This is a genomic window from Cellulomonas sp. ICMP 17802 (genome assembly GCF_041295535.1).
GTDB lineage: Bacteria > Actinomycetota > Actinomycetes > Actinomycetales > Cellulomonadaceae > Cellulomonas.
The window spans coordinates 86,804-106,920 of record NZ_JBGFQZ010000009.1 but is presented as its reverse complement, the minus strand read 5'-3'; the positions used below and the strand labels follow the sequence as shown (position 1 = coordinate 106,920).

Sequence of the window (20,117 nt, the reverse complement as noted above, 5' to 3'; positions counted from 1 at the left end):
CGGCGCCCGCCCCGTGCCGAAGGCCCTGCGCCGCGATAGTGTCTGGTATTCCAGACAGGGGTTCCGATGACCGCCGTGCCCGCCGCCGACGCCACCCTGCGGCTCCTGCGCCACCTCTCCCGGACTGGTCCCGTGCCCGCCGTCGCGCTGGCCACCGCCCTCGACCTCCCGCGGTCGACCACCTACCACCTGCTCACCGTGCTGACGGAGCACGGGTTCGTCGTGCACCTGCCCGAGGAGCACCGCTACGCGCTGGGCCTCGCGGCCTTCGAGCTCGGGTCGGCCTACTCGCGGCAGGCCCCCCTGGCCCGCGCGGCCCGGCCCGTGCTCGCGCGGCTGGTCGACCAGGTGGGCGAGAGCGCGCACCTGGCCGTGCTGCACGGGCGGGACGTGCTCTACGTCGTCGAGGAGCGGGCCGCCGGGCGGCCGGTGCTGGTCACCGACGTCGGCGTCCGGCTGCCCGCGCACCTCACGGCCAGCGGGCGCGCGATCCTGGCCGACCTGCCGCCCGCGCAGGTCAGGGCCCTGTTCCCCGGCCGCGAGGCGTTCGTCGACCGCACGGGCGTCGGGCCGCGGCGCCTGTCGGAGCTGCGCTCGCTGCTCACCGAGGTCCGCCGGCTCGGCTGGGCGCAGGAGCGCGGCGACGTGACCCCGGGGTTCGCCTCGGTCGCCGTGGCGGTCCGCGACCACGCGGGGTTCCCGATCGCCGGGCTCGCGGTCACGTTCGCCGACGGGGACGTCCCGGCCGACCTGGTGCGCGCGACGCAGGGGGCCGCCGCGGCGCTGGCCCGCCGGGTCTAGATCTCGTACGTCGCGTGCGCCGCCTTGGTCACCGCGGCCGCGACCACCGTGGTCACCTCGGGGTTGAACACGCTGGGCACGATGTAGGTGGGGTTGAGCTCGTCGTCCGTGACCACCGACGCCAGGGCGTACGCCGCCGCCAGCAGCATGCCGTCCGTGATGCGGTGCGACTGCGCGTCGAGCAGCCCGCGGAAGACGCCCGGGAACGCGAGCACGTTATTGATCTGGTTGGCGAAGTCGGAGCGACCGGTGCCGACGACCGCGGCGTACTGGGCGGCGTCGTCGGGGTCGACCTCGGGCCGCGGGTTGGCCAGCGCGAACACGATCGAGTCCTTGGCCATCGTCGAGACGTCCTGGCCCGTGATCACGTCGGGTGCCGAGACCCCGATGAACACGTCGGCGTCCTTGAGCGCGTCCGGGATCGAGCCCGTGATGCCGCGCGGGTTGGTCATGCTCGCCGTCCAGAACAGGGACTCGTCGAGCCCCGGCCGGTCGGCGCGGATGACGCCCTCGATGTCCGCGACCACGACGTCCTTGGCGCCCGCGGCGAGCAGCAGCTTGAGCACCGCCGTGCCGGCGGCCCCGGCGCCCGAGAGCACGATCCGGACCGTGGCCAGGTCCTTCTTGACCACCTTGAGCGCGTTGGTCAGCGCCGCGACCACGACGATGGCCGTGCCGTGCTGGTCGTCGTGGAACACCGGGATGTCGAGGCGCTCGCGCAGCCGGCGCTCGATCTCGAAGCAGCGCGGCGCGGAGAAGTCCTCGAGGTTGATGCCCGCGAACACGGGCGCGATCGCGCAGATGGTCTCGACGATCTGGTCCACGTCCGTGGTGTCCAGCGCGATGGGGAACGCGTCGATGCCGGCGAACCGCTTGAACAGCACCGCCTTGCCCTCCATGACCGGCAGGCTGGCCAGCGGCCCGATGTTGCCGAGGCCGAGGACCGCCGTGCCGTCGGTGACCACCGCGATCGTGTTGCGCTTGATGGTCAGGCGGCGGGCGTCCTCGGGGTGGGCCGCGATGGCCTCGCAGACGCGCGCGACCCCGGGCGTGTACGCCATGGACAGGTCGTCGCGGTTGCGCAGCGGCACCTTGGACTCGATCGACAGCTTGCCGCCGAGGTGCATGAGGAACGTGCGGTCGCTGACGCGTTCGACGACGACGCCGTGCAGGTCCTTGAGGGCGTCGACGATGTCCGCGGCGTGCTGCTCGCCGCGCGTCGCGCACGTGACGTCGACCGTCATCTGCTCGTGGCCCGAGGCCGTGACGTCGAGGGCGGTGACGATGCCACCGGCCTTCTCGATCGCCGTGGTGAGCTCACTGACAGCCGTCGGCCGGGCCTGCACCTCCAGCCGCGCCGTGATGGACGAGGAGACGCTCGGTGACACCATCCGGCCATTGTGTCCTGTCTCGTAGGGTGAGCGCGTGCCGGACCCCCTCGCCGCCCTGCTCGAGCTGCCCGGGGTCGCCGACGCGGTCGAGCGGGCCCGCGTCGCGTGCGAGGAGCTGCGCTGGCACGAGGTCTACCGGCGGCGCGGTGCCGAGGTCCGGGCCGAGGCGGGCCTGCGCGCGACGCGGTCGTCCTGCGCGATCGAGGGCGTCCGGGTGCCGCTGTCGCTCGTGCGCTCGCTGGCCACCGACGGCGGGCACGCGCCCGTCGTCGTCGGCGCCCTCCGGGCCACCGCGCTGGTGGAGGGCCTGATGCCCGCGCTCGGCTCGCGCGGCGGGGTCGCGCTGCCGCCCCTGCGCCAGCTGCTGGTGCGGCTGCACGTCGCGGCGGCCGGCGGGTGGCTGGACGACGCCGACCTCGGGCGGCTGCGCGCGTCGGGGCCTCCGGAGGACCTCACCGGGCTCGGGCCGGCGCCCGTGGGCGACGAGCTCGCCGCGCGGGTGGACCTGCTCGACCGGACCGTGCGCGCGTCGGCGGCGCCGGCCGTCGTCGTGGCGGCCGTCGTGCACGGGGAGCTGCTCGGGCTGCGGCCGTTCCGCGCCGCGAACGGGCTGGTGGCGAGGGCCGTCGCGCGCCTGCTCGTCACGTCGCGCGGGCTCGATCCCACGGGTTCCGTCGTGCCCGAGCGGGCGTGGGCGGCCGCGCTGAACCCGTACCTCGCGGGCGCCGCGGGGTTCGCTACCGGCAGCCCGGAGGGGGTGGCGGCGTGGCTGCGGGACTACGGGGCGGCTGTCGTCGAGGGTGCGCGCGAGGCGGGCGCGGTCGCGGACGCCGTGCTGGCCGGCTCGCTCGGGGAGTAGGCGGACGAACGACGGCGCCCCGGGGGGCGCCGTCGCCAACAGCCGACCGGAGGGTGATCAAGCGTGCACCGGTGTCGGTCGCGACGGGACGAGCCCGGTCGACCTGCCCATAGGTGGGCTCTCCTGCGCGTGGGTGCCCTCGCGGTCATGCAGTTGTCACCCCTTGGTACCGCATGTGCTCGACGAGCGGAACCCGGGCCGACGGCGTCGCAGGCCAGGCGGGTGCGCGCGACGGATGCTGGGACGCGCGTCCGTGATGCGGGACGCCTCAGGAGCGGCGGCGGTGCCGCCGGACGAGCACCCACGTGACCACGAGGGCGGCCACCACGAGGGCCGCCACACCCGCCGTCGCGACCCGCGCGGGCCTCGGGAACGAGAACAGCGCGACCGGTCGGACGAACGACAGCGTGCCCCAGCCGCGCTCGACCGCGAGGCCGCGCAGCGCCTTGTCGGGGTTCACCGCGAACGCGTGCCCGACCGTGCCGAGCATCGGTGCGTCCGTGATCGAGTCGGAGTAGGCGTAGCTGGCGTCGAGGTCGTACCCCTCGGTCCGGGCGAGCTCCCGGATGGCCGACGCCTTGTTCTCGCCGTATGCGTAGAAGTCGATCTCGCCGGTGTAGCGGCCGTCGGCCACTGTCATCCGGGTCGCGATGACGTGGTCGGCGCCCAGGATCTCGGCGATCGGCTCGACCACCTCGGCGCCCGACGCCGACACCACGACCACGTCGCGGCCCGCCGCGTGGTGCGCCTCGATCAGCGCGACCGCCTCGGCGTACACGGTCGGGTCGATCGACTCGTGCAGGGTCTCGGCGACGATCGCGCTCACCTGCGAGACGTCCCAGCCGGCGACCATGCGGGACAGCTGCGCGCGCAGGCGCTCGGTCTGGTCCTCGTCGGCGCCGCCGAGCAGGTAGAGCAGCTGGGCGTAGGCCGTGCGCACCACGGACCGGCGCGTGAGCAGGCCCTCCGCCAGGAACGGGCGGGAGAACGCGGTGGCCGACGACGTCGCGATGATCGTCTTGTCGAGGTCGAAGAACGCCGCCTCGCGCGGCGACGCCGCGTCGTCGGGCGTCGGTTCCTCGTCCATGCTGCTCCGGGGCGGTGGTCGGTGGGCGCGCGGCACCCGGGGGTGACGAGCGGTTCGCTGCGAGCCTAGTGGCCTGCGCCGACACGTCCACAGCCCCCGACGCCGCCGGGCGCCTGCACAGATCCGGGTGCGGCCGGCGGGGGGCCGGGGACGCCGGCGGCAGGGTTGCTCGTGCGCCGGCGGCCAGGTCGGGCGGACGGAGAGGTGCACCCGATGACCCCCCTCGACGGTGCCCGGTCTCGTCCCGCCTGGCCGTCGGTGGTCCCGGCCCGTCCGCGCGCGCTCGTCGTCGGCGTCGTGGCCGGCCGCGGCGGAGCCGGTGCCTCGACGCTGGCCGCGGCGGTCGCCCGCCACCTGTCCCGCCGGACCGCGACCGTGCTGGTGGACCTCGACCGGGCCTCGGGCGGGATCGACGTGCTGCTCGGGCTCGAGTCCGCCGACGGGGTCCGGTGGCCCGACCTGGCGGACGCCCGCGGTGACGTGCCGGGCGCCGACGTGCTCGCGCTCTTGCCCCGGTGGGGAGCGTGCGCCGTCCTGAGCGCCGACCGCGAGCGGCCCGGACCCCCCGAGCCGGCGGTGGTCGCCGACGTCCTGCACGCGCTCACCACCGAGACCGGCGCGGTGGTGCTGGACCTCGACCGCGCGGCGACGGCGGCGGGCGAGTCGCTCGCGCCGGCCTGCGACGCCGTGCTCGTGGTCGCCCCGCGCGACCTGCGCACGGTCGCCGGGACCCTCGTGGTGCGGCCGCGCCTGGACGGGGTGCCGGCATGGCTCGTGGTGCGGGGTCCCGCGCCGGGCGGGCTGGGCGGCGCCGAGCTGTCCGCGGCCGTGGACCTGCCGGTGCTCGGCACCCTGCCGACGGACCGCGGGCTGGTCGCGGCGCTGGAGCGCGGCGGCGTCCCGGCGCGCGGTCGGACCGCGCGGGCCGTCGCGCGGCTGGTCGGGGCGCTCGAGCGGGAGCTCGGGCGATGACGACGGTCGGCCCCGAGTTCCTCGACGCGGTCCGGGCCCGGGTGGGCGGGGGCACCGTCGAGTCGGTCGCCGCCGCCGTGGAGGCCGCGGCGCGCGAGGCCGGTGCGGTGCTCGGCTCGACGGCCCTCGGGTCCCTCACGCGGACGGTCCGGGACGAGCTGTTCGGGGCGGGCCGGCTGCAGGCGTTCCTGGACGACCCCGAGGTCACGGACGTGCTGGTCAACGGGCCTCGCGACGTGTGGGTCGAGCGCGCGGGACGGCTCGCCCTCACCGGGGTGGACCTCGGGGGTGCCGACGACGTGCGCTCGCTCGCGGTCCGGCTCGCGGCCGCCGGCGGCCAGCGTCTCGACGACGCGTCGCCTGCGGTCGACGCCCGGCTGCCCGACGGGACGCGACTGCACGCGGTGCTCCCTCCCGTGGCCGATGCCGGCGCGCTCATCAGTCTGCGCGCGGTCCGGTCGCGGGCGTTCACGCTCGACCAGCTCGTCGCGTCCGGCACCCTGACGCCGGGCCTCGTCCCGGTCCTCCGGGCGCTCGTGGCCACGCGGGCCAACCTGCTGGTCTCGGGGGCCACCGGCTCGGGCAAGACCACGCTCCTCGCCGCGCTGCTGTCGCTGGTCCCGCACGACGAGCGCATCGTGGTCGTCGAGGAGGCCGGCGAGCTGTCCCCGCGGCACCCGCACGTGGTCAGGCTGCTCGCCCGGCACGCCAACGTGGACGGCGCGGGCCGCGTCGACCTGGCCGACCTGGTCCGCCACGCGCTGCGCATGCGCCCCGACCGGATCGTGCTGGGGGAGTGCCGCGGAGCCGAGGTGCGCGAGGTGCTCGCCGCGCTCAACACCGGGCACGACGGCGGGTGCGCGACCGTGCACGCCAACGCCGCCGCCGACGTGCCCGCGCGGCTCGAGGCGCTCGCTTCCCTCGCGGGGATGTCGCGCGACTCGGTCGCGGCGCAGGCGTCCAGCGCGTTCGACGCGGTGCTCCACCTGCGCCGGACGGCGGCGGACCGGGGTCGGCGGTACCTGGCGGAGGTCGGCGTCGTGCGGCGCGACGCGGCCGGCGCGCTCGAGGTCGCCTGCGCCGTGCGTTGCGACCCGTCCGGCGCGAGCGAGCCCGGACCCGCCTGGTCCGCGCTCGCCGCGCGCCTCGGGCTCGCGGCGATCGGCCCGGCCCGGTGACCGGCCTGGTCGGGGTGCTGGTCGGCCTGGCGGTCGCGTTCGCCCGGCCCTCGGGGCGCCGGCTGCCCGGTGCGGCGCGGCTCGCTCGTCCTGCCCGGACACCGCGGTCGACCGGGCCGCCGCGCGACTTCTCGTCGATCCTGCTCGGCGCGGCCGCCCAGCTGCGTGCGGGGGCGAGCCCGGCTGAGGCGTGGGCGCGGGCGCTGGGCGACCCGGCTGTCGGCGCCGTGCCGAGCGTCGGGGCCGTCCTGCGGGCGACGGGTCGGCGACGGCCCGGCGCCGGCGACGCGCAGCGGGCGCGGGTGGTCGTGGCGGCCGCACGGCTGTCCGACGACCTCGGCGCCCCGCTGGCCGGCGTGGTCGAGCGGATCGCCGCCGCCGTGGCCGCCGACGAGGAGGCGGAGGGCGAGCGACGCGCCGCGCTGGCCGGCCCCCGCGCCACCGCCCGCGTGCTGGCCTGGCTGCCGGTGCTCGGGCTGCTGCTGGGCGTCGCGCTCGGCGCCGATCCCGTCGGGGTCGTCGTCTCGGGCGGGCTCGGGACGGCGGCCGCCGTCCTCGGCCTGGCCCTGCTGCTGCTGGGCCGCTGGTGGACGTCGGCACTGCTGGCCCGGGCCGCCCGCCGGTGACGCCGATCGTGCTCGCGGCCGTCGTCGCGATGGCCGGCGCGTGCGGGAGCAGCCCATGGTGGTGGGTGCGACGCCCGGCGTCGGGCTCCGGGCCCGACCCCGCAGCTCCCCGGGGTGCTCCGGCGGAGGCGATCGATGCCGTGCTGCTGCTCGACCTGGTGGACGTGGCCATCGCGACGGGCGCTCCGGTCCCGCGCGCGCTGTCCGCGGTGGGAGCCGTGGTCGGCGGGGACCAGGGCGCCGTGCTGGCCCGCGGCGGCGCGGCGCTGCTGCTCGGCGCGCCGTGGGGGTCGGCCTGGGCCGGCGCCGACGTCGCCGTGGCCGAGGTGGTCGGCGTCCTGGAGGCCAGCTGGGCCACCGGGTCGTCGCCCGGTCCGGCGTTGCGCGCGCGGGCCGAGCAGCTCCGCCGGGAGCGACGTGCGCGGGCCCGGTCGGCCGCGGGCTCGCTCGGCGTGCAGCTGGTCCTACCCCTCGGGCTGTGCTTCCTGCCGGCGTTCGTGCTGCTCGGGCTGGTTCCCCTGCTGCTCAGCCTGGCGGGGGACCTCTTCGGTTGAGGCGCCCGTCGAGCCGTCCACGCGCCCCTGCTGGTCAGCCGCGCCGGAGACCGGTTCGGCAGACGCCGTCCGTCGGACCGCGTTCCCGTGCCGCCGAGACCGAGGGCCTGTTCGGCCGAACCGCCGGTCGACCCGCCCACAGCCCCTCGTTGCAGCGGCTGGATCCACGGATCGCCGACGCGGCCGCCCGCGCCCCGGTGTCGCGGTCGACGCTGGCGTGGCGCCGGACGGTCCCCGGCGTCCGACGAGAGGAGAGGCCATGACGATCGAGCCCACCGGGACGACCGAGGCGAGCGCCGACACGGGCGGTGACGACGACCCGACGGAAGCCCACGCACCGCACCCCGGACCCGCGACCCGGCGCCGCGCGGTCCTGCCGCGCAGCGTCCGCGCGTGGCACGCCCGTGGCCGGCACGTGCGCGCGGAGCTGGCCGAGGCCGGGATGGCGACGGCCGAGTACGCCATCGCGACCCTGGCCGCGGTCGGGTTCGCCGGGCTGCTGGTGGTGATCCTCAAGGGGAACGAGGTGAAGGGCCTGCTGCTGGGGATCATCCGGCAGGCGTTGTCGCTGTGAGCCCCGCGGGCCGGCGCGACCGGGGGAGCGTCACCGCCGAGCTCGCCGCCGGGCTGCCCGCGGTGGTCCTGCTCGTCGCGGCGCTGCTGACGGTGGCGTCCGCGGCGATCTCGCAGACGCGGTGCGCGGACGGGGCGCGGGCGGGCGCGCGGGCGGCGGCGCTGGGCGAGCCCGACGGCACCGTCACCGTGACGGCGCGGCACGTGGCGGGCGATCGTGCGGCGGTCGCGGTGAGCCGTGCGGGCGGCTGGGTGACGGTCGACGTGTCCGTGCCCGTCGGCTCGTGGCAGGGGTCGCCGTTGCGCGCCCACGCGTCCGCCGTCGCGACGGTCGAGCCATGAGTCCGCGCGACGACCGTGGCTCGGGCACCGTGCTGCTGCTCGGCCTCATGGCGGCGGTGGTGCTGGTCGCCGCGCTGCTCGGGCTGCTCGCGTCCGCCCAGCTGGCCCGGGGCCGCGCCCAGTCCGCCGCGGACCTCGCAGCCCTCGCCGGCGCCGCCGTGCTGCGCCACGAGTCGGCCACGGGTGCGTGTGCCCTCGCTGATGAGGTGGCCCGACGCAACGGGGCCCGGCTCGTGGACTGCACGGACGAGGGCGACGGGGTGCTCGGGGTGAGGGCTGTCGTGCACGCGGCCGCGGGCGACGCCACGGCGGCGGCGCGGGCGGGCCCGTCGTCGGCCCGCGCGGTGGCCGGGTGAACCGCCAGCGGCGCTCAGGCGGCGGGAGCAGGCCCGGGCGCGTGGGCCAGCACCGCATCGAGCAGGCGGATCGCTGCGGCCTTCTCCAGCGGGTTGTTGGCGTTGCCGCACTTCGGGGACTGGACGCACGCGGGGCAGCCCGTCGCGCAGCGGCAGCTGGCTATCGCGTCGCGGGTGGCGCGCAGCCAGGTGGCCCCGAGCGCGAAGCCGCGCTCCGCGAACCCGGCGCCGCCCGGGTAGGCGTCGTGGACGAACACGGTGGCCTGCTCGGTGTCCACGTGCAGCGCGGTGGACAGCCCGCCGAGGTCCCAGCGGTCGCACGTGGCCAGCAGCGGGAGGAGGCCGATCGACGCGTGCTCGGCGGCGTGCAGGGCGCCCGGGGCGGTCTCGACCGTGACGCCGGCGGCGGCCAGGACCTCGGCCGGCGCGGTCCACCAGACGGCGGTCGTGCGCAGCGTGCGGGCCGGCAGGTCGAGCTCCTCGCTGCCCAGCACCTGCAGGTCGGGGATCCGCTTGCGCTGGTAGCCCAGCACCTGTGTGGTCACGTCGACGGAACCGAACCCCCAGGTCACCGGCCCCCACGGCACCTGCGCGTCGACCGACTGGATCTCGGTCGTCGTGACCCACCGGGCCCAGGTGCCGTAGTCGACGTCGCGGCGCGTGACCAGGGCGACGCCGTCCTCCAGCCGCAGCTCGTCGACGACGAACGTCGCCCCCTGGTGCACGTAGACGGCGCCGTCGTGCACGGTCGAGTCCGCGGAGCCGGCGTCGACCGTGCCGAGCAGCCGACCGGTGACGGACTCGACGACGCGGACGGGGTCGCCGCCGGACCCGCGCAGGTCGGTCAGGCGGCTGGCGGGCTCGTTGTGCGTCCAGTACCAGCCGGACGGACGACGGCGCAGCGTGCCGCGCTCGACCAGCTGGCCCAGCAGCTCCGCGGTCCGGGGACCGAACAGGTCGAGCTCGTCGGCGCGCAGGGGAAGCTCGGCCGCGGCGGCGCACAGGTGCGGCGCGAGGACGTACGGGTTGGTGGTGTCGAAGACGGTCGCCTCGACGGGGGCGTCGAAGATCGCCTCGGCGTGGTGCACCAGGAAGGTGTCCAGCGGGTCCTCGCGCGCGACGAGGACCACGAGCCCGTCGGTCCCGGCGCGCCCGGCCCTGCCGGCCTGCTGCCAGAGCGAGACGCGCGTGCCGGGCCAGCCCGCGATGAGCACGGCGTCCAGCCCGGAGATGTCGACGCCGAGCTCGAGGGCGTTGGTCGTGGCCAGCGCGCGCAGGGAGCCGGATCGGATCGCGGACTCGAGCGCCCGGCGCTCCTCCGGCAGGTAGCCGCCGCGGTAGGCCGAGACGGACCGGGCCAGCGTGGGGTCGATCTCCTCGAGGTGCGCGCGCGTGGTGGCGGCGACGGACTCGGCCCCGCGGCGCGAGCGCGTGAAGGCGAGCGAGCGCGCGCCCGCGGCCGTGAGGTCGGCCAGCAGGTCGGCGATCTCGGCGGTGGCCGTGCGCCGTGGACGGTCCGCGGGCTCGGCCACCACCCGTTCACCGGTGCCGAGCGGGCCGGAGCCCTCGACCCCGAGGTCGACGGCCGCGAGGAGGTCCGCGAGGACGACGGGCTGGGACGTCGGGGTGGGAGCCGATGCTCCCCAGACGTCGTCGGGCGCGGGCGGGCTCGGGTCGTCCTGCCCGCGGGTCACGTGGCGGGGCAGCGCGAGCGGGGTGGCCCAGGGGTCGTCGGCGGGGAGCAGCGACGACCACGGCGCCTCGACCCCGGGCAGCTCCGGGGGCTGCCACAGCACGAACGTCTTGCGGCCGGCGGGGGAGGCGTCCTGCGTGACGGCGGTGACCTCGGAGGCGTCGACGCCGATGAGCCGTGCGGCGCTCGCGGCCGGGTCGGAGGTGGTCGCGGAGGCCAGCAGGAAGGTCGGCGTCGCGCCGTAGGACGCCGCGAGCCGCCGCAGCCGTCGCAGGACCAGCCCGACGTGCGCGCCGAACACGCCGCGGAAGGCGTGGCACTCGTCGACCACGACGTACCGGAGCGACCCGAGCAGCCGGGCCCAGCGCCGGTGCTGCGGGAGCAGCGCGAAGTGCAGGAAGTCGGGGTTGGTGAGCACCACGTCGGCGTGCTCCTGCACCCAGCGCCGCTCCTCCAGCGAGGTGTCGCCGTCGCAGGTGGCCACCCGGACGTCGCGGGTGCGACCGGCGACCAGAAGCCGGTCGAGCGCGGCGAGCTGGTCGGCGGCCAGGGCCTTGGTCGGGCAGAGGTACAGGGTGGTGGCCCGGCGGCTCACGGTCTCGATGCGACCGGGATCGAGCAGGGCCCCCGCCGCCGCGGCCCGCGTGGCGGTGAGCGCGGGCAGCCAGAACGCGAGCGACTTGCCGGATCCGGTGGAGGTGGCCAGCACCGTGTGCCGCCCGGACCAGGCGGCGTCGGCGGCCTCGACCTGGTGCAGCCAGGGGCGCTCGACGCCGAGCGACCGGTACCCGTGCACCAGGTCGGCGTCGGCCCAGGCGGGCCAGTCCGCCTGCTCGCCGGGGCGCGGCGGGAGGTGCCGCACGTGCGTCATCCGGTCTGCGCGCCGTCCAGCGGCGAGCAGCACGTCGAGCAGCTCGCCGGATCGGACCACGCGGCCATCCTCGCACCGGGCGGTCGTCGGGCAGGATCGGGGCATGGCCACGTGGATCGACCTCAACTGCGACCTCGGCGAGGAGCTCGACGCCTGGGAGCCGGGGGTCGACGGCGTCGACGCCCGCCTCCTCGACGTGGTGACCAGCGCGAACGTCGCCTGCGGGTTCCACGCGGGCGACGAGCGGATCATGGCTGCGGTCTGCCGGGCGGCGGCCGAGCGCGGGGTCGCCGTCGGCGCGCACGTGTCCTACCTGGACCGCGAGCACTTCGGCCGCCGGTTCCTCGACGTGCCGGAGGAGGTGCTGCGGGTGCAGGTGGCGGAGCAGGTCGCGACCCTGCGGGAGATCGCGGTCGGCGTCGGGACCCGCGTGGCCTACGTGAAGCCGCACGGCGCGCTGTACAACGCGGTCGTCCACCACGAGGTGCACGCGCGCGCCGTGGTGGAGGCCGTGGGCGACCTGCCGGTGGTCGGCCTGCCCGGCTCCGCGGTGCTGGACGCGGCCGCGCGGCGAGGCCTGCGGGCGGTCACCGAGGCCTTCGCCGACCGGGGCTACCGCGCCGACGGCACGCTGGTGCCCCGGTCGGAACCGGGTGCGCTGGTCACGGACGCCGGCGAGGTCGCGGCCCGCGTGGTGCGGATGGCCCGCGACGGCATGGTGCGCGCGGTGGACGGCACCGACGTGCGCGTCGTCGCGGAGTCCGTCTGCGTGCACTCCGACACCCCGGGCGCCGCGGTGCTCGCGGCCGCGGTGCGGTCGGCCCTCGAGGACGGCGGCATCCGGATCGGTTCCTTCGTCCGCAGCCCGGCCTGACCGGCAGGATCGGCCCATGACCAACGCGCGCGACCTGCGGGTGCTCCCCTACGGGGACGACGCCGTCCTGGTCGAGCTCCCGGGCCTGGCCGAGGTCCGGCAGCTGGACGACGCGGTCCGCGCCGCGCGCGCGTCGGACCCGGACGCGGCGGCGATCGTCGACCAGGTGCCGGCCGCGCGCACGCTGCTGCTGCGGGTGCGCGAGGGCGCCGACCCGGCCGCGCTCCCGGTGGTGCGGTGGTGGGCCGGCAGGTCCAGGAGCGTGGCGCCCGGGAACGGCGGCGATGAGGTCGTCCTCGACGTCGACTACGACGGTCCCGACCTCGCCGACGTCGCGGGGCTCACCGGGCTCACGGCCCAGGAGGTGGTCGACCGCCACACGGCCGCGACCTACACGGTGGCCTTCGGCGGCTTCATGCCCGGCTTCGCGTACCTCACCGGCCTGGACCCGGCGCTGCGCGTCCCCCGGCTGGACAGCCCGCGCGAGCGGGTCCCGGCCGGCTCGGTCGCGGTCGCCGACGAGTTCAGCGCCGTCTACCCCGCGGCGACCCCGGGCGGCTGGCGGCTGCTGGGGCGGTGCGAGGTGGTGCTGTTCGACGTGGCCAGGGACCAGCCGGCGCTCCTCCAGCCCGGCACGCGCGTGCGGTTCCGGGCGACGTGAGCGGCGCGATCGAGGTGCTCGAACCCGGCCTGCTCACGCTCGTCGAGGACCTGGGCCGGCCGGGCTGGGCGCACGTCGGGGTCGGGCGCTCGGGCGCGGCCGACGCGGGAGCGCTGCGGCTGGCCAACCGGCTGGTCGCCAACGACGAGGGCGCCGCGGGCCTCGAGGTGCTGCTCGGAGGGCTGCGGGTGCGTGCGCGCGGGCCGCTGACCGTGGCGCTGACCGGGGGACGCGGGCCGGCGTGGGTGGACGGCCGGCCGGTGGGCCACGAGGCCGTGCTGGAGCTCGCCGACGGGGCGGAGCTGCGGTTGGGCACCGTCGTCGCGGGCCTGCGCACCTACGTGGCCGTGCGCGGCGGGATCGACGTGCCGCCCGTGCTGGGCTCCCGCAGCACGGACCAGCTGGCCGGGCTGGGTCCGGCGCCCCTGGCCGCGGGCGACGTCCTGCCGGTCGGCCACGCGCCGCGGGACTGGCCGCTGGTCGACGTCGCGCCCGTCGGGCCGTGGCCGGCGCACGTCGAGCTGCCCGTGGTTCCCGGCCCGCACGCCGACTGGTTCGACGACCCGCTGGCGCGGCTCTGCTGGGCCCATGACTACCTGGTGACGCCGGCGACCAACCGGGTGGCCGTGCGGCTCGACGGACCCGTCGTCGCGCGCCGGCCGGACCGGGTGGGGCGCGAGCTGCCGTCGGAGGGCCTGGTGGTCGGCGCCGTGCAGGTGCCGCCCGACGGCCGGCCCGTCGTGTTCTCCGTCGACCACCCCGTCACGGGCGGCTACCCGGTCGCCGCGGTGGTCCGCCGGCACGCCCTGGGCAGGCTCGGGCAGCTGCGTCCCGGGGACCCCGTGCGCTTCGTCCGCGGGTGACGGGAGCGACACGCCGACACTTCGCGCGTCGCGCCGCGATCCCCGCACGGGGACGCGCCGGCGGCCGGGACCAAAGGCCTACGTGGAGTCCGGGCGCAGGCATAGAAATCTCTACATCTAGTCCCCAGAGATCGCTTCGACCACATCATCTTGTGGTGGCGATCGGGGGATCCTCATCGTGGAGACAGGAGCAGGACATGTCGGAGAAGGTGGTCGTGGATGTCGGGTCCTCGATCGAGGAGTACCTCGACCGCAGCGACTGGCGCGTGGCTGCCAACGCCAACCAGGGCTATTCGCTGGGCGGCCTGATCCTGCAGACCAGCGGCAAGGTGGTGGCCAACTACTGGCTCAGCCACGTCTACCCGCCCGGGGTGGGCACGGCGCACCGCGAGGGCGACATCCACGTGCACGACCTCGACATGCTCTCCGGCTACTGCGCCGGCTGGTCGCTGCGGAACCTGCTCCAGGAGGGCCTCAACGGCGTCCCGGGCAAGGTCGACGCGCGCCCGCCGAAGCACTTCAGCGCCGCGGTCGGCCAGATCGTCAACTTCCTCGGCACCATGCAGAACGAGTGGGCCGGCGCGCAGGCGTTCAGCTCGTTCGACACCTACCTGGCGCCGTACCTGCGGCTGGACGGCCTGACCTACGAGCAGGTGCTGCAGGGCATCCAGGAGCTCGTCTACAACCTCAACGTGCCGTCGCGGTGGGGCACGCAGACGCCGTTCACCAACCTCACGTTCGACTGGGTGTGCCCCGACGACCTGCGCGACGAGGTGCCGTTCGTCGCGGGCGAGCCGTGCGACTTCATGTACGGCGAGCTGCAGGTCGAGATGGACATGATCAACCGCGCGTACATCGAGATCATGACCACCGGCGACGCCTCGGGCCGGGTGTTCACGTTCCCCATCCCGACGTACAACATCACCAAGGACTTCGACTGGGACAGCGAGAACGCCGAGCGGCTGTTCGCGATGACCGCCAAGTACGGGCTGCCGTACTTCCAGAACTTCCTCAACTCCGAGCTGAACCCGGGCGACGTGCGGTCGATGTGCTGCCGCCTGCAGCTGGACCTGCGCGAGCTGCTCAAGCGCGGCAACGGGCTGTTCGGCTCGGCGGAGCAGACCGGCTCGATCGGCGTCGTGACCATCAACTGCGCCCGGCTCGGCTACCTGCACCGCGACGACGAGGCCGGCCTGCTGGCGGACCTCGACCGCCTGATCGACCTGGCGTGCACGTCGCTGGAGCTCAAGCGCGAGCTCATCCAGCGCCTCATCGACGACGGCCTGTTCCCGTACACGCGCCGCTACCTGGGCACGCTGGAGAACCACTTCTCGACGATCGGCGTCAACGGGCTGCACGAGATGGTCCGCAACCTCACGGGCGACCGGTACGGGATCGTCGACCACCGCGGCCACGCGCTCGTCGTGCGCGTGCTGGACCACGTGCGCGCGCGGATGGTGGAGCTGCAGGAGGCGACCGGCCACCTCTACAACCTGGAGGCGACGCCCGCGGAGGGCGCCACGTACCGGTTCGCCAAGGAGGACCGCCGCCGGTTCCCGGAGATCCTCCAGGCCGGCACCGACGACCACCCGTACTACACCAACTCCTCGCAGCTGCCGGTGGGGTACACCGACGACCCGTTCGAGGCCCTGTCGCGGCAGGACGAGCTGCAGACCAAGTACACCGGCGGCACGGTGCTGCACCTCTACATGGCCGAGCGCCTGTCCACCCCGGACGCGTGCCGCACGCTGGTGCGCCGTGCCCTCTCGAGCTTCCGCCTGCCGTACCTCACGGTGACGCCGACGTTCTCGATCTGCCCGAACCACGGCTACCTCGCGGGCGAGCACACGACCTGCACCACGTGCGGCCTGACCTGCGAGGTGTGGACGCGCGTCATGGGCTACCACCGGCCGGTGAGCTCGTTCAACATCGGCAAGCAGGGCGAGCACGAAGAGCGGACGCCGTTCCGAGAGCCCGCGCTCGTATGACCCTCGCGATCGCCGGCCTGGTGCCCCTGTCGTCGTGCGACTGGCCGGGGCGCCTGGTCGCGACCGCCTTCCTGCAGGGCTGCCCGTGGCGGTGCACCTACTGCCACAACGTGTCGATCCTCGACCCGCGGGTGCCGGGCACGGTGCCGTGGGCCGACGTGCTCGACCTGCTGGACCGGCGGCACGGCCTGCTCGACGGCCTGGTGTTCTCGGGCGGGGAGCCGACGAGGCAGGCGGAGCTGGTCGACGCCGCCCGCGAGGTGCGGGACGCGGGGTTCGGCGTCGGCCTGCACACGGCCGGCGCCTACCCGCGCCGGCTGGCCGCCGTGCTGCCCCTGGTCGACTGGGTGGGCCTCGACATCAAGGCGCCCGCGCGCCTCTACCGCGCGATCACCCGCGTCGGGGGGCCGACGACCAGCGCCGACGCCGCGTTCACGTCGCTGCGCCTGGTGCTGGACGCGGGCGTCGACGTGCAGGTCCGCACGACGGTCGACCCGACGGTGCTGGGCGACGCCGACGTCGAGGAGCTGACGGCGGCCCTGGCCGACCTCGGGGTGCGCGACCACGTGCTGCAGGAGGTCCGCGCGGACGGCACCTCGAGCGAGTACCGGGCCGCCCTCCTCGACGCGCGCCGGTTGCCGGGGTAACTCGTCCCGGCGTGGTGGCGTCCACTCTGTTTGAATGCCCTCGGGAGGGGAGCCTGCGTGGACGTGCGTGTGACCAGCCGGGACATGGGTCCCCGGACCGTGGTGACGGTCGAGGGCGAGATCGACGTGTCCTCCGCCGACCACCTGCGCGACGAGCTCGCGCGGCTGCTCGACCGCGACCGTGCCGACCTGGTCATCGACCTGCGGGGCGTGACCTTCATGGACTCGACCGGCCTCGGCCTGCTCGTCGGCACCCTGAAGAAGGTGCGCCTGGCCGGCGGCCAGCTCCAGCTGGTGATCGACTCCGAGCGGCTGCTCAAGGTCTTCCGCATCACCGCGCTGCTGCAGGTGTTCACCGTGCACGACACGGTCGAGGCCGCGCTCGCCGACTGAGCCCCGCGCGGCGCCTGTCGCCGGGCACACGGGTGATCTTCGCCGGCGAGGCGTAGGCGACGAGCGCCGACGCGTGGTGGTGCGATCCACGTCACATCTGCTGGCTAGACTCACCGGGTCGCGCAGCAACGGGGCTGCGGGACGGGCGTGGTCAGGGGGGCCTCGCTGATGTCCGAGGAGGATGCATGGTCGAGCTCGGGTCAACGAGCATCACGATCGTCAGTGTCATCGCGGCCGTTGCGGTCGCGTCCCTGCTCATCGCCGTCGCCCTGCGTCGCCAGGTGCTCGCGGCCGGTGAGGGGACCGAGTCCATGCGCGAGATCGCGCGCGCGGTCCAGGAAGGGGCTGCGGCGTACCTCAACCGGCAGTTCCGCACCCTGGCCCTCTTCGCGGTCGTCGTCTGCGCCCTGCTGTTCCTGCTGCCGGGCGACAGCGGTGTCAAGATCGGCCGGTCGGTGTTCTTCCTGATCGGTGCCGGGTTCTCCGCGTCGATCGGGTACCTGGGCATGTGGTTGGCCACGCGGGCCAACGTCCGGGTGGCAGCCGCCGCGTCCCAGGCGGGTGGGCGTGCGGAGGGCGCGCGCATCGCGTTCCGGACCGGCGGGTTCGTCGGCATGAGCGTCGTGGGCCTCGGCCTGCTCGGCGCCGCGTCCGTCGTCCTGATCTACAAGGCCGAGGCGCCGGCGGTGCTCGAGGGCTTCGGCTTCGGGGCCGCGCTGCTCGCCATGTTCATGCGCGTCGGCGGCGGCATCTTCACCAAGGCGGCCGACGTGGGCGCCGACCTCGTCGGCAAGGTCGAGCAGGGCATCCCCGAGGACGACCCGCGCAACGCCGCCACCATCGCGGACAACGTGGGCGACAACGTCGGCGACTGCGCCGGCATGGCGGCCGACCTGTTCGAGTCCTACGCGGTGACGCTCGTCGCGGCGCTGATCCTGGGCAAGGCGGCGTTCGGCGAGCAGGGGCTCGTGTTCCCGCTCATCGTCACGGCCATGGGTGCGCTCGTCGCGGTGCTCGGCGTGTTCATCACGCGGGTGCGCGGCGCGGAGAGCGGCCTGACCGCGATCAACCGGGGCTTCTACATCTCGGCGCTCGTCGGGGTCGCCCTGTCGGCGATCGCCGCCTTCATCTACCTGCCGTCGACGTTCGCGGACCTCACGGGCGGCACGACCGGCCTGGAGACCCACGCCGGCGACCCGCGGCTGATCGCCTCGGTCGCCGTGGCCATCGGTGTGGTGCTGGCGGGCATCATCCTGTGGGTCACCGGGTACTTCACGGGCACGACGAGCAAGCCGACGCTCCACGTCGCGCGCACCACCCTGACCGGCGCGGCCACCGTGGTGCTCTCGGGCATCGGGGTGGGCCTCGAGTCCGCCGTCTACACCGCGGGCATCATCGCGGCGGCCATCTGCGGCGTGTTCCTGCTGGCCGGCGGGTCCGTGGCGCTGTCGCTGTTCCTCATCGCGCTCGCGGGCTGCGGCCTGCTCACCACGGTCGGCGTCATCGTCGCCATGGACACGTTCGGGCCGGTGAGCGACAACGCGCAGGGCATCGCCGAGATGTCCGGCGACGTCACGCCCGAGGGCGCGCAGATCCTCACGGACCTCGACGCCGTCGGCAACACCACCAAGGCCGTGACCAAGGGCATCGCGATCGCGACGGCCGTGCTCGCCGCGACCGCGCTGTTCGGGTCGTACGCCGACGCGGTGAAGAACGCGCTGGGCACGGCGGGGCAGGTGGGCGACGAGCTCACCGCGGCGATGGTGAACTACTCGATCATCAGCCCGGTCACCCTGGTCGGCGTGATCCTCGGTGGCGCGACCGTGTTCCTGTTCTCGGGCCTGGCGATCGACGCCGTGACCCGGGCCGCGGGCGCCATCGTGTTCGAGGTGCGGCGCCAGTTCCGCGAGAACCCCGGGATCATGACGTACGACGTGCGGCCGGAGTACGGCAAGGTCGTCGACATCTGCACCCGCGACTCGCTGCGGGAGCTGGCCACCCCGGGTCTGCTCGCGGCGTTCGCGCCGATCGCCGTCGGCTTCGGCCTCGGCGTCGGCCCGCTCGCCGGGTTCCTCGGCGGGGCCATCGCGTCCGGCGTGCTCATGGCGGTCTTCCTGGCCAACTCGGGCGGCGCCTGGGACAACGCGAAGAAGATCGTCGAGGACGGCAACTTCGGCGGCAAGGGCTCCGACGCCCACGCCGCGGCGGTCATCGGCGACACCGTCGGTGACCCCTTCAAGGACACCGCCGGACCGGCCATCAACCCGCTGATCAAGGTGATGAACCTGGTGTCGCTGCTCATCGCGCCGGCCGTGGTCGCCATCTCCGTGGGTGCCGACGCCAACCAGACCGCGCGTCTGGCCATCGCCGTCGTCGCCGCCCTCATCGCGGGCGGCGCCGTGGTGATGTCCCGCTTTCGGGCCGCGCGAGCCGACCGAGAGGACCTGACCCGCGAGGCCGAGAAGGCGCTCGCAGGCTGACGCACGACGACGATGCCCCCGGCCCTGGTCGGGGGCATCGTCGTGCACACGCTCGTGCTCGCCCGCCACGGCCGGTGCGAGGACCCGCGTGTCCGCTGGTTGGTGGGCCAGGATGTCCCGGTGAGCTCCGACGCCGGCCGCCTGCGGGTCATGACCTACAACGTCAAGGGCCTGCAGCTGTCCCGGCCGGACGCGGTGGCCGTGGTCCGCGCCGCCGCGCCCGACGTGCTCGGCGTGCAGGAGCCCCCGCGCGGGCTGCTCGGCCGGCTGCGGATGTGGAGATTCGCCCGGGCTGTCGGCCTGCGGACGGTGGTGAACGGTCGCGGCGCGCGGACCACGGCGCTGCTGGTGGCCCCCGGGCGCGTGGTGGCCGCCGCGCGCGCGCTCCGGCTCCCGCCGCTGTCCGGGCGCACCCGGCGGGGCGTCGCGATGGCGACCGTCGACGGCATCCGGTTCGTCGTCGTGCACCTGTCCCTGGTCCGCGACGAGCGCGCCGCCCACCTGTCCGACATCCTGCGCGACCACGTCCCCGGCGCCCGGACGGTCGTGCTCGGCGACCTCAACGAGCTGCCCGGCGGACCGACCTGGTCGAGCCTGACGGGTCTGCTCCTCGACTCCGACCCCGACGGCGGCCCCACGTTCCCCGCGCTCGAGCCGCTGCACCGCATCGACGCGATCCTGGTCACCCCCGACCTTCGCGTCTCCGCGCCGCATGTCGTGTCCGGCCCCGACGTCCTGCGCGCGAGCGACCACCGCCCCCTGATCGTCGACCTGAACGCCTGACCGCCGGGTGCGGACGTCCGCACATTCGCGCGCCCCGACGACCGATTGTGCGGACGCTGCGGGGACTGTCCGCGGACGTCCGCACGATCGCGCGCCCCCGCGACCGGATGTGCGGACGTCGTGGC

The 20,117-nt window shown here is 75.4% G+C and carries 20 protein-coding genes; 17 read left to right on the top strand and 3 right to left on the bottom strand.

Annotated features, from left to right (window positions below; translation table 11 throughout):
- The first annotated feature begins 66 nt into the window (after nt 1-66).
- Nucleotides 67-801 (top strand): IclR family transcriptional regulator, encoded by a 735-nt coding sequence (locus AB5970_RS09985; protein ID WP_370503781.1) that lies wholly within the window; start codon nt 67-69, stop codon nt 799-801.
- Here the strand turns inward: AB5970_RS09985 and AB5970_RS09980 are convergent.
- A complete protein-coding gene (locus tag AB5970_RS09980) occupies nt 798-2,192 on the bottom strand; it encodes an NAD-dependent malic enzyme (protein ID WP_370503780.1) in 1,395 nt (464 codons plus the stop codon). The genes AB5970_RS09985 and AB5970_RS09980 overlap by 4 nt on opposite strands.
- A 34-nt stretch (nt 2,193-2,226) precedes the next feature.
- On the opposite strand from AB5970_RS09980, the gene AB5970_RS09975 reads away from it, so the two are divergent.
- Nucleotides 2,227-3,051 carry a cell filamentation protein Fic gene (locus AB5970_RS09975; RefSeq protein WP_370503779.1) on the top strand — a complete coding sequence of 275 codons (825 nt, stop codon included), beginning with the start codon at nt 2,227-2,229 and terminating at the stop codon, nt 3,049-3,051.
- 268 nt (nt 3,052-3,319) lie between these two features.
- Here AB5970_RS09975 and AB5970_RS09970 read toward each other — a convergent pair whose 3' ends face one another.
- Nucleotides 3,320-4,138 (bottom strand): HAD family hydrolase, encoded by an 819-nt coding sequence (locus AB5970_RS09970; RefSeq protein ID WP_370503778.1) that lies wholly within the window; start codon nt 4,136-4,138, stop codon nt 3,320-3,322.
- Between the two features lie 213 nt (nt 4,139-4,351).
- Between AB5970_RS09970 and ssd the strand changes: the two genes are divergently transcribed.
- From ssd to AB5970_RS09935, 7 genes are all read left to right on the top strand, one after another.
- Complete coding sequence (ssd, locus tag AB5970_RS09965) at nt 4,352-5,110, top strand: septum site-determining protein Ssd (protein ID WP_370503777.1); 759 nt, start codon at nt 4,352-4,354, stop codon at nt 5,108-5,110.
- On the top strand, nt 5,107-6,288 hold the full coding sequence (locus tag AB5970_RS09960) for a TadA family conjugal transfer-associated ATPase (protein ID WP_370503776.1): 1,182 nt from the start codon (nt 5,107-5,109) through the stop codon (nt 6,286-6,288). Before ssd ends, AB5970_RS09960 begins: the two co-directional genes overlap by 4 nt.
- On the top strand, nt 6,285-6,914 hold the full coding sequence (locus AB5970_RS09955; RefSeq protein WP_370503775.1) for a type II secretion protein F: 630 nt from the start codon (nt 6,285-6,287) through the stop codon (nt 6,912-6,914). The genes AB5970_RS09960 and AB5970_RS09955 overlap by 4 nt, the downstream gene beginning before the upstream one ends.
- Entirely contained in the window at nt 6,911-7,468 is a 558-nt protein-coding gene (locus AB5970_RS09950) for a type II secretion system F family protein (RefSeq protein WP_370503774.1), read from the top strand. The genes AB5970_RS09955 and AB5970_RS09950 overlap by 4 nt, the downstream gene beginning before the upstream one ends.
- A gap of 259 nt (nt 7,469-7,727) precedes the next feature.
- Nucleotides 7,728-8,042, top strand: coding sequence for a DUF4244 domain-containing protein (locus AB5970_RS09945; protein ID WP_370503773.1), 315 nt, complete (start codon nt 7,728-7,730; stop codon nt 8,040-8,042).
- The gene (locus tag AB5970_RS09940; RefSeq protein ID WP_370503772.1) at nt 8,039-8,383 is read left to right on the top strand and encodes a TadE family type IV pilus minor pilin; all 345 of its coding nucleotides are present in this window, start codon (nt 8,039-8,041) and stop codon (nt 8,381-8,383) included. Before AB5970_RS09945 ends, AB5970_RS09940 begins: the two co-directional genes overlap by 4 nt.
- Entirely contained in the window at nt 8,380-8,739 is a 360-nt protein-coding gene (locus AB5970_RS09935) for an Rv3654c family TadE-like protein (RefSeq protein WP_370503771.1), read from the top strand. Before AB5970_RS09940 ends, AB5970_RS09935 begins: the two co-directional genes overlap by 4 nt.
- Before the next feature lie 14 nt (nt 8,740-8,753).
- On the opposite strand, the gene AB5970_RS09930 is transcribed toward AB5970_RS09935, so the two are convergent.
- A complete protein-coding gene (locus tag AB5970_RS09930) occupies nt 8,754-11,303 on the bottom strand; it encodes a DEAD/DEAH box helicase (protein WP_370503795.1) in 2,550 nt (849 codons plus the stop codon).
- 103 nt (nt 11,304-11,406) lie between these two features.
- Between AB5970_RS09930 and AB5970_RS09925 the strand changes: the two genes are divergently transcribed.
- The 8 genes from AB5970_RS09925 (at nt 11,407) to AB5970_RS09890 (ending at nt 19,992) form a co-directional block, all read left to right on the top strand.
- Nucleotides 11,407-12,177 carry a LamB/YcsF family protein gene (locus AB5970_RS09925; RefSeq protein ID WP_370503770.1) on the top strand — a complete coding sequence of 257 codons (771 nt, stop codon included), beginning with the start codon at nt 11,407-11,409 and terminating at the stop codon, nt 12,175-12,177.
- A gap of 16 nt (nt 12,178-12,193) precedes the next feature.
- The gene (locus AB5970_RS09920) at nt 12,194-12,838 is read left to right on the top strand and encodes a 5-oxoprolinase subunit B family protein (protein WP_370503769.1); all 645 of its coding nucleotides are present in this window, start codon (nt 12,194-12,196) and stop codon (nt 12,836-12,838) included.
- A complete protein-coding gene (locus AB5970_RS09915; protein WP_370503768.1) occupies nt 12,835-13,701 on the top strand; it encodes a biotin-dependent carboxyltransferase family protein in 867 nt (288 codons plus the stop codon). The genes AB5970_RS09920 and AB5970_RS09915 overlap by 4 nt, the downstream gene beginning before the upstream one ends.
- Nucleotides 13,702-13,898: 197 nt before the next feature.
- Nucleotides 13,899-15,689: a ribonucleoside triphosphate reductase gene (locus AB5970_RS09910; RefSeq protein ID WP_370503767.1), complete on the top strand. Its 1,791-nt coding sequence runs from the start codon at nt 13,899-13,901 to the stop codon at nt 15,687-15,689.
- Nucleotides 15,686-16,336 (top strand): anaerobic ribonucleoside-triphosphate reductase activating protein, encoded by a 651-nt coding sequence (locus AB5970_RS09905; RefSeq protein ID WP_370503766.1) that lies wholly within the window; start codon nt 15,686-15,688, stop codon nt 16,334-16,336. The genes AB5970_RS09910 and AB5970_RS09905 overlap by 4 nt, the downstream gene beginning before the upstream one ends.
- Before the next feature lie 57 nt (nt 16,337-16,393).
- Entirely contained in the window at nt 16,394-16,729 is a 336-nt protein-coding gene (locus AB5970_RS09900) for an STAS domain-containing protein (RefSeq protein ID WP_370503765.1), read from the top strand.
- A 185-nt stretch (nt 16,730-16,914) separates the two neighbouring features.
- The gene (locus tag AB5970_RS09895) at nt 16,915-19,209 is read left to right on the top strand and encodes a sodium-translocating pyrophosphatase (protein ID WP_370503764.1); all 2,295 of its coding nucleotides are present in this window, start codon (nt 16,915-16,917) and stop codon (nt 19,207-19,209) included.
- Between the two features lie 12 nt (nt 19,210-19,221).
- Nucleotides 19,222-19,992 carry an endonuclease/exonuclease/phosphatase family protein gene (locus tag AB5970_RS09890; protein ID WP_370503763.1) on the top strand — a complete coding sequence of 257 codons (771 nt, stop codon included), beginning with the start codon at nt 19,222-19,224 and terminating at the stop codon, nt 19,990-19,992.
- Nucleotides 19,993-20,117 lie beyond the last annotated feature (125 nt).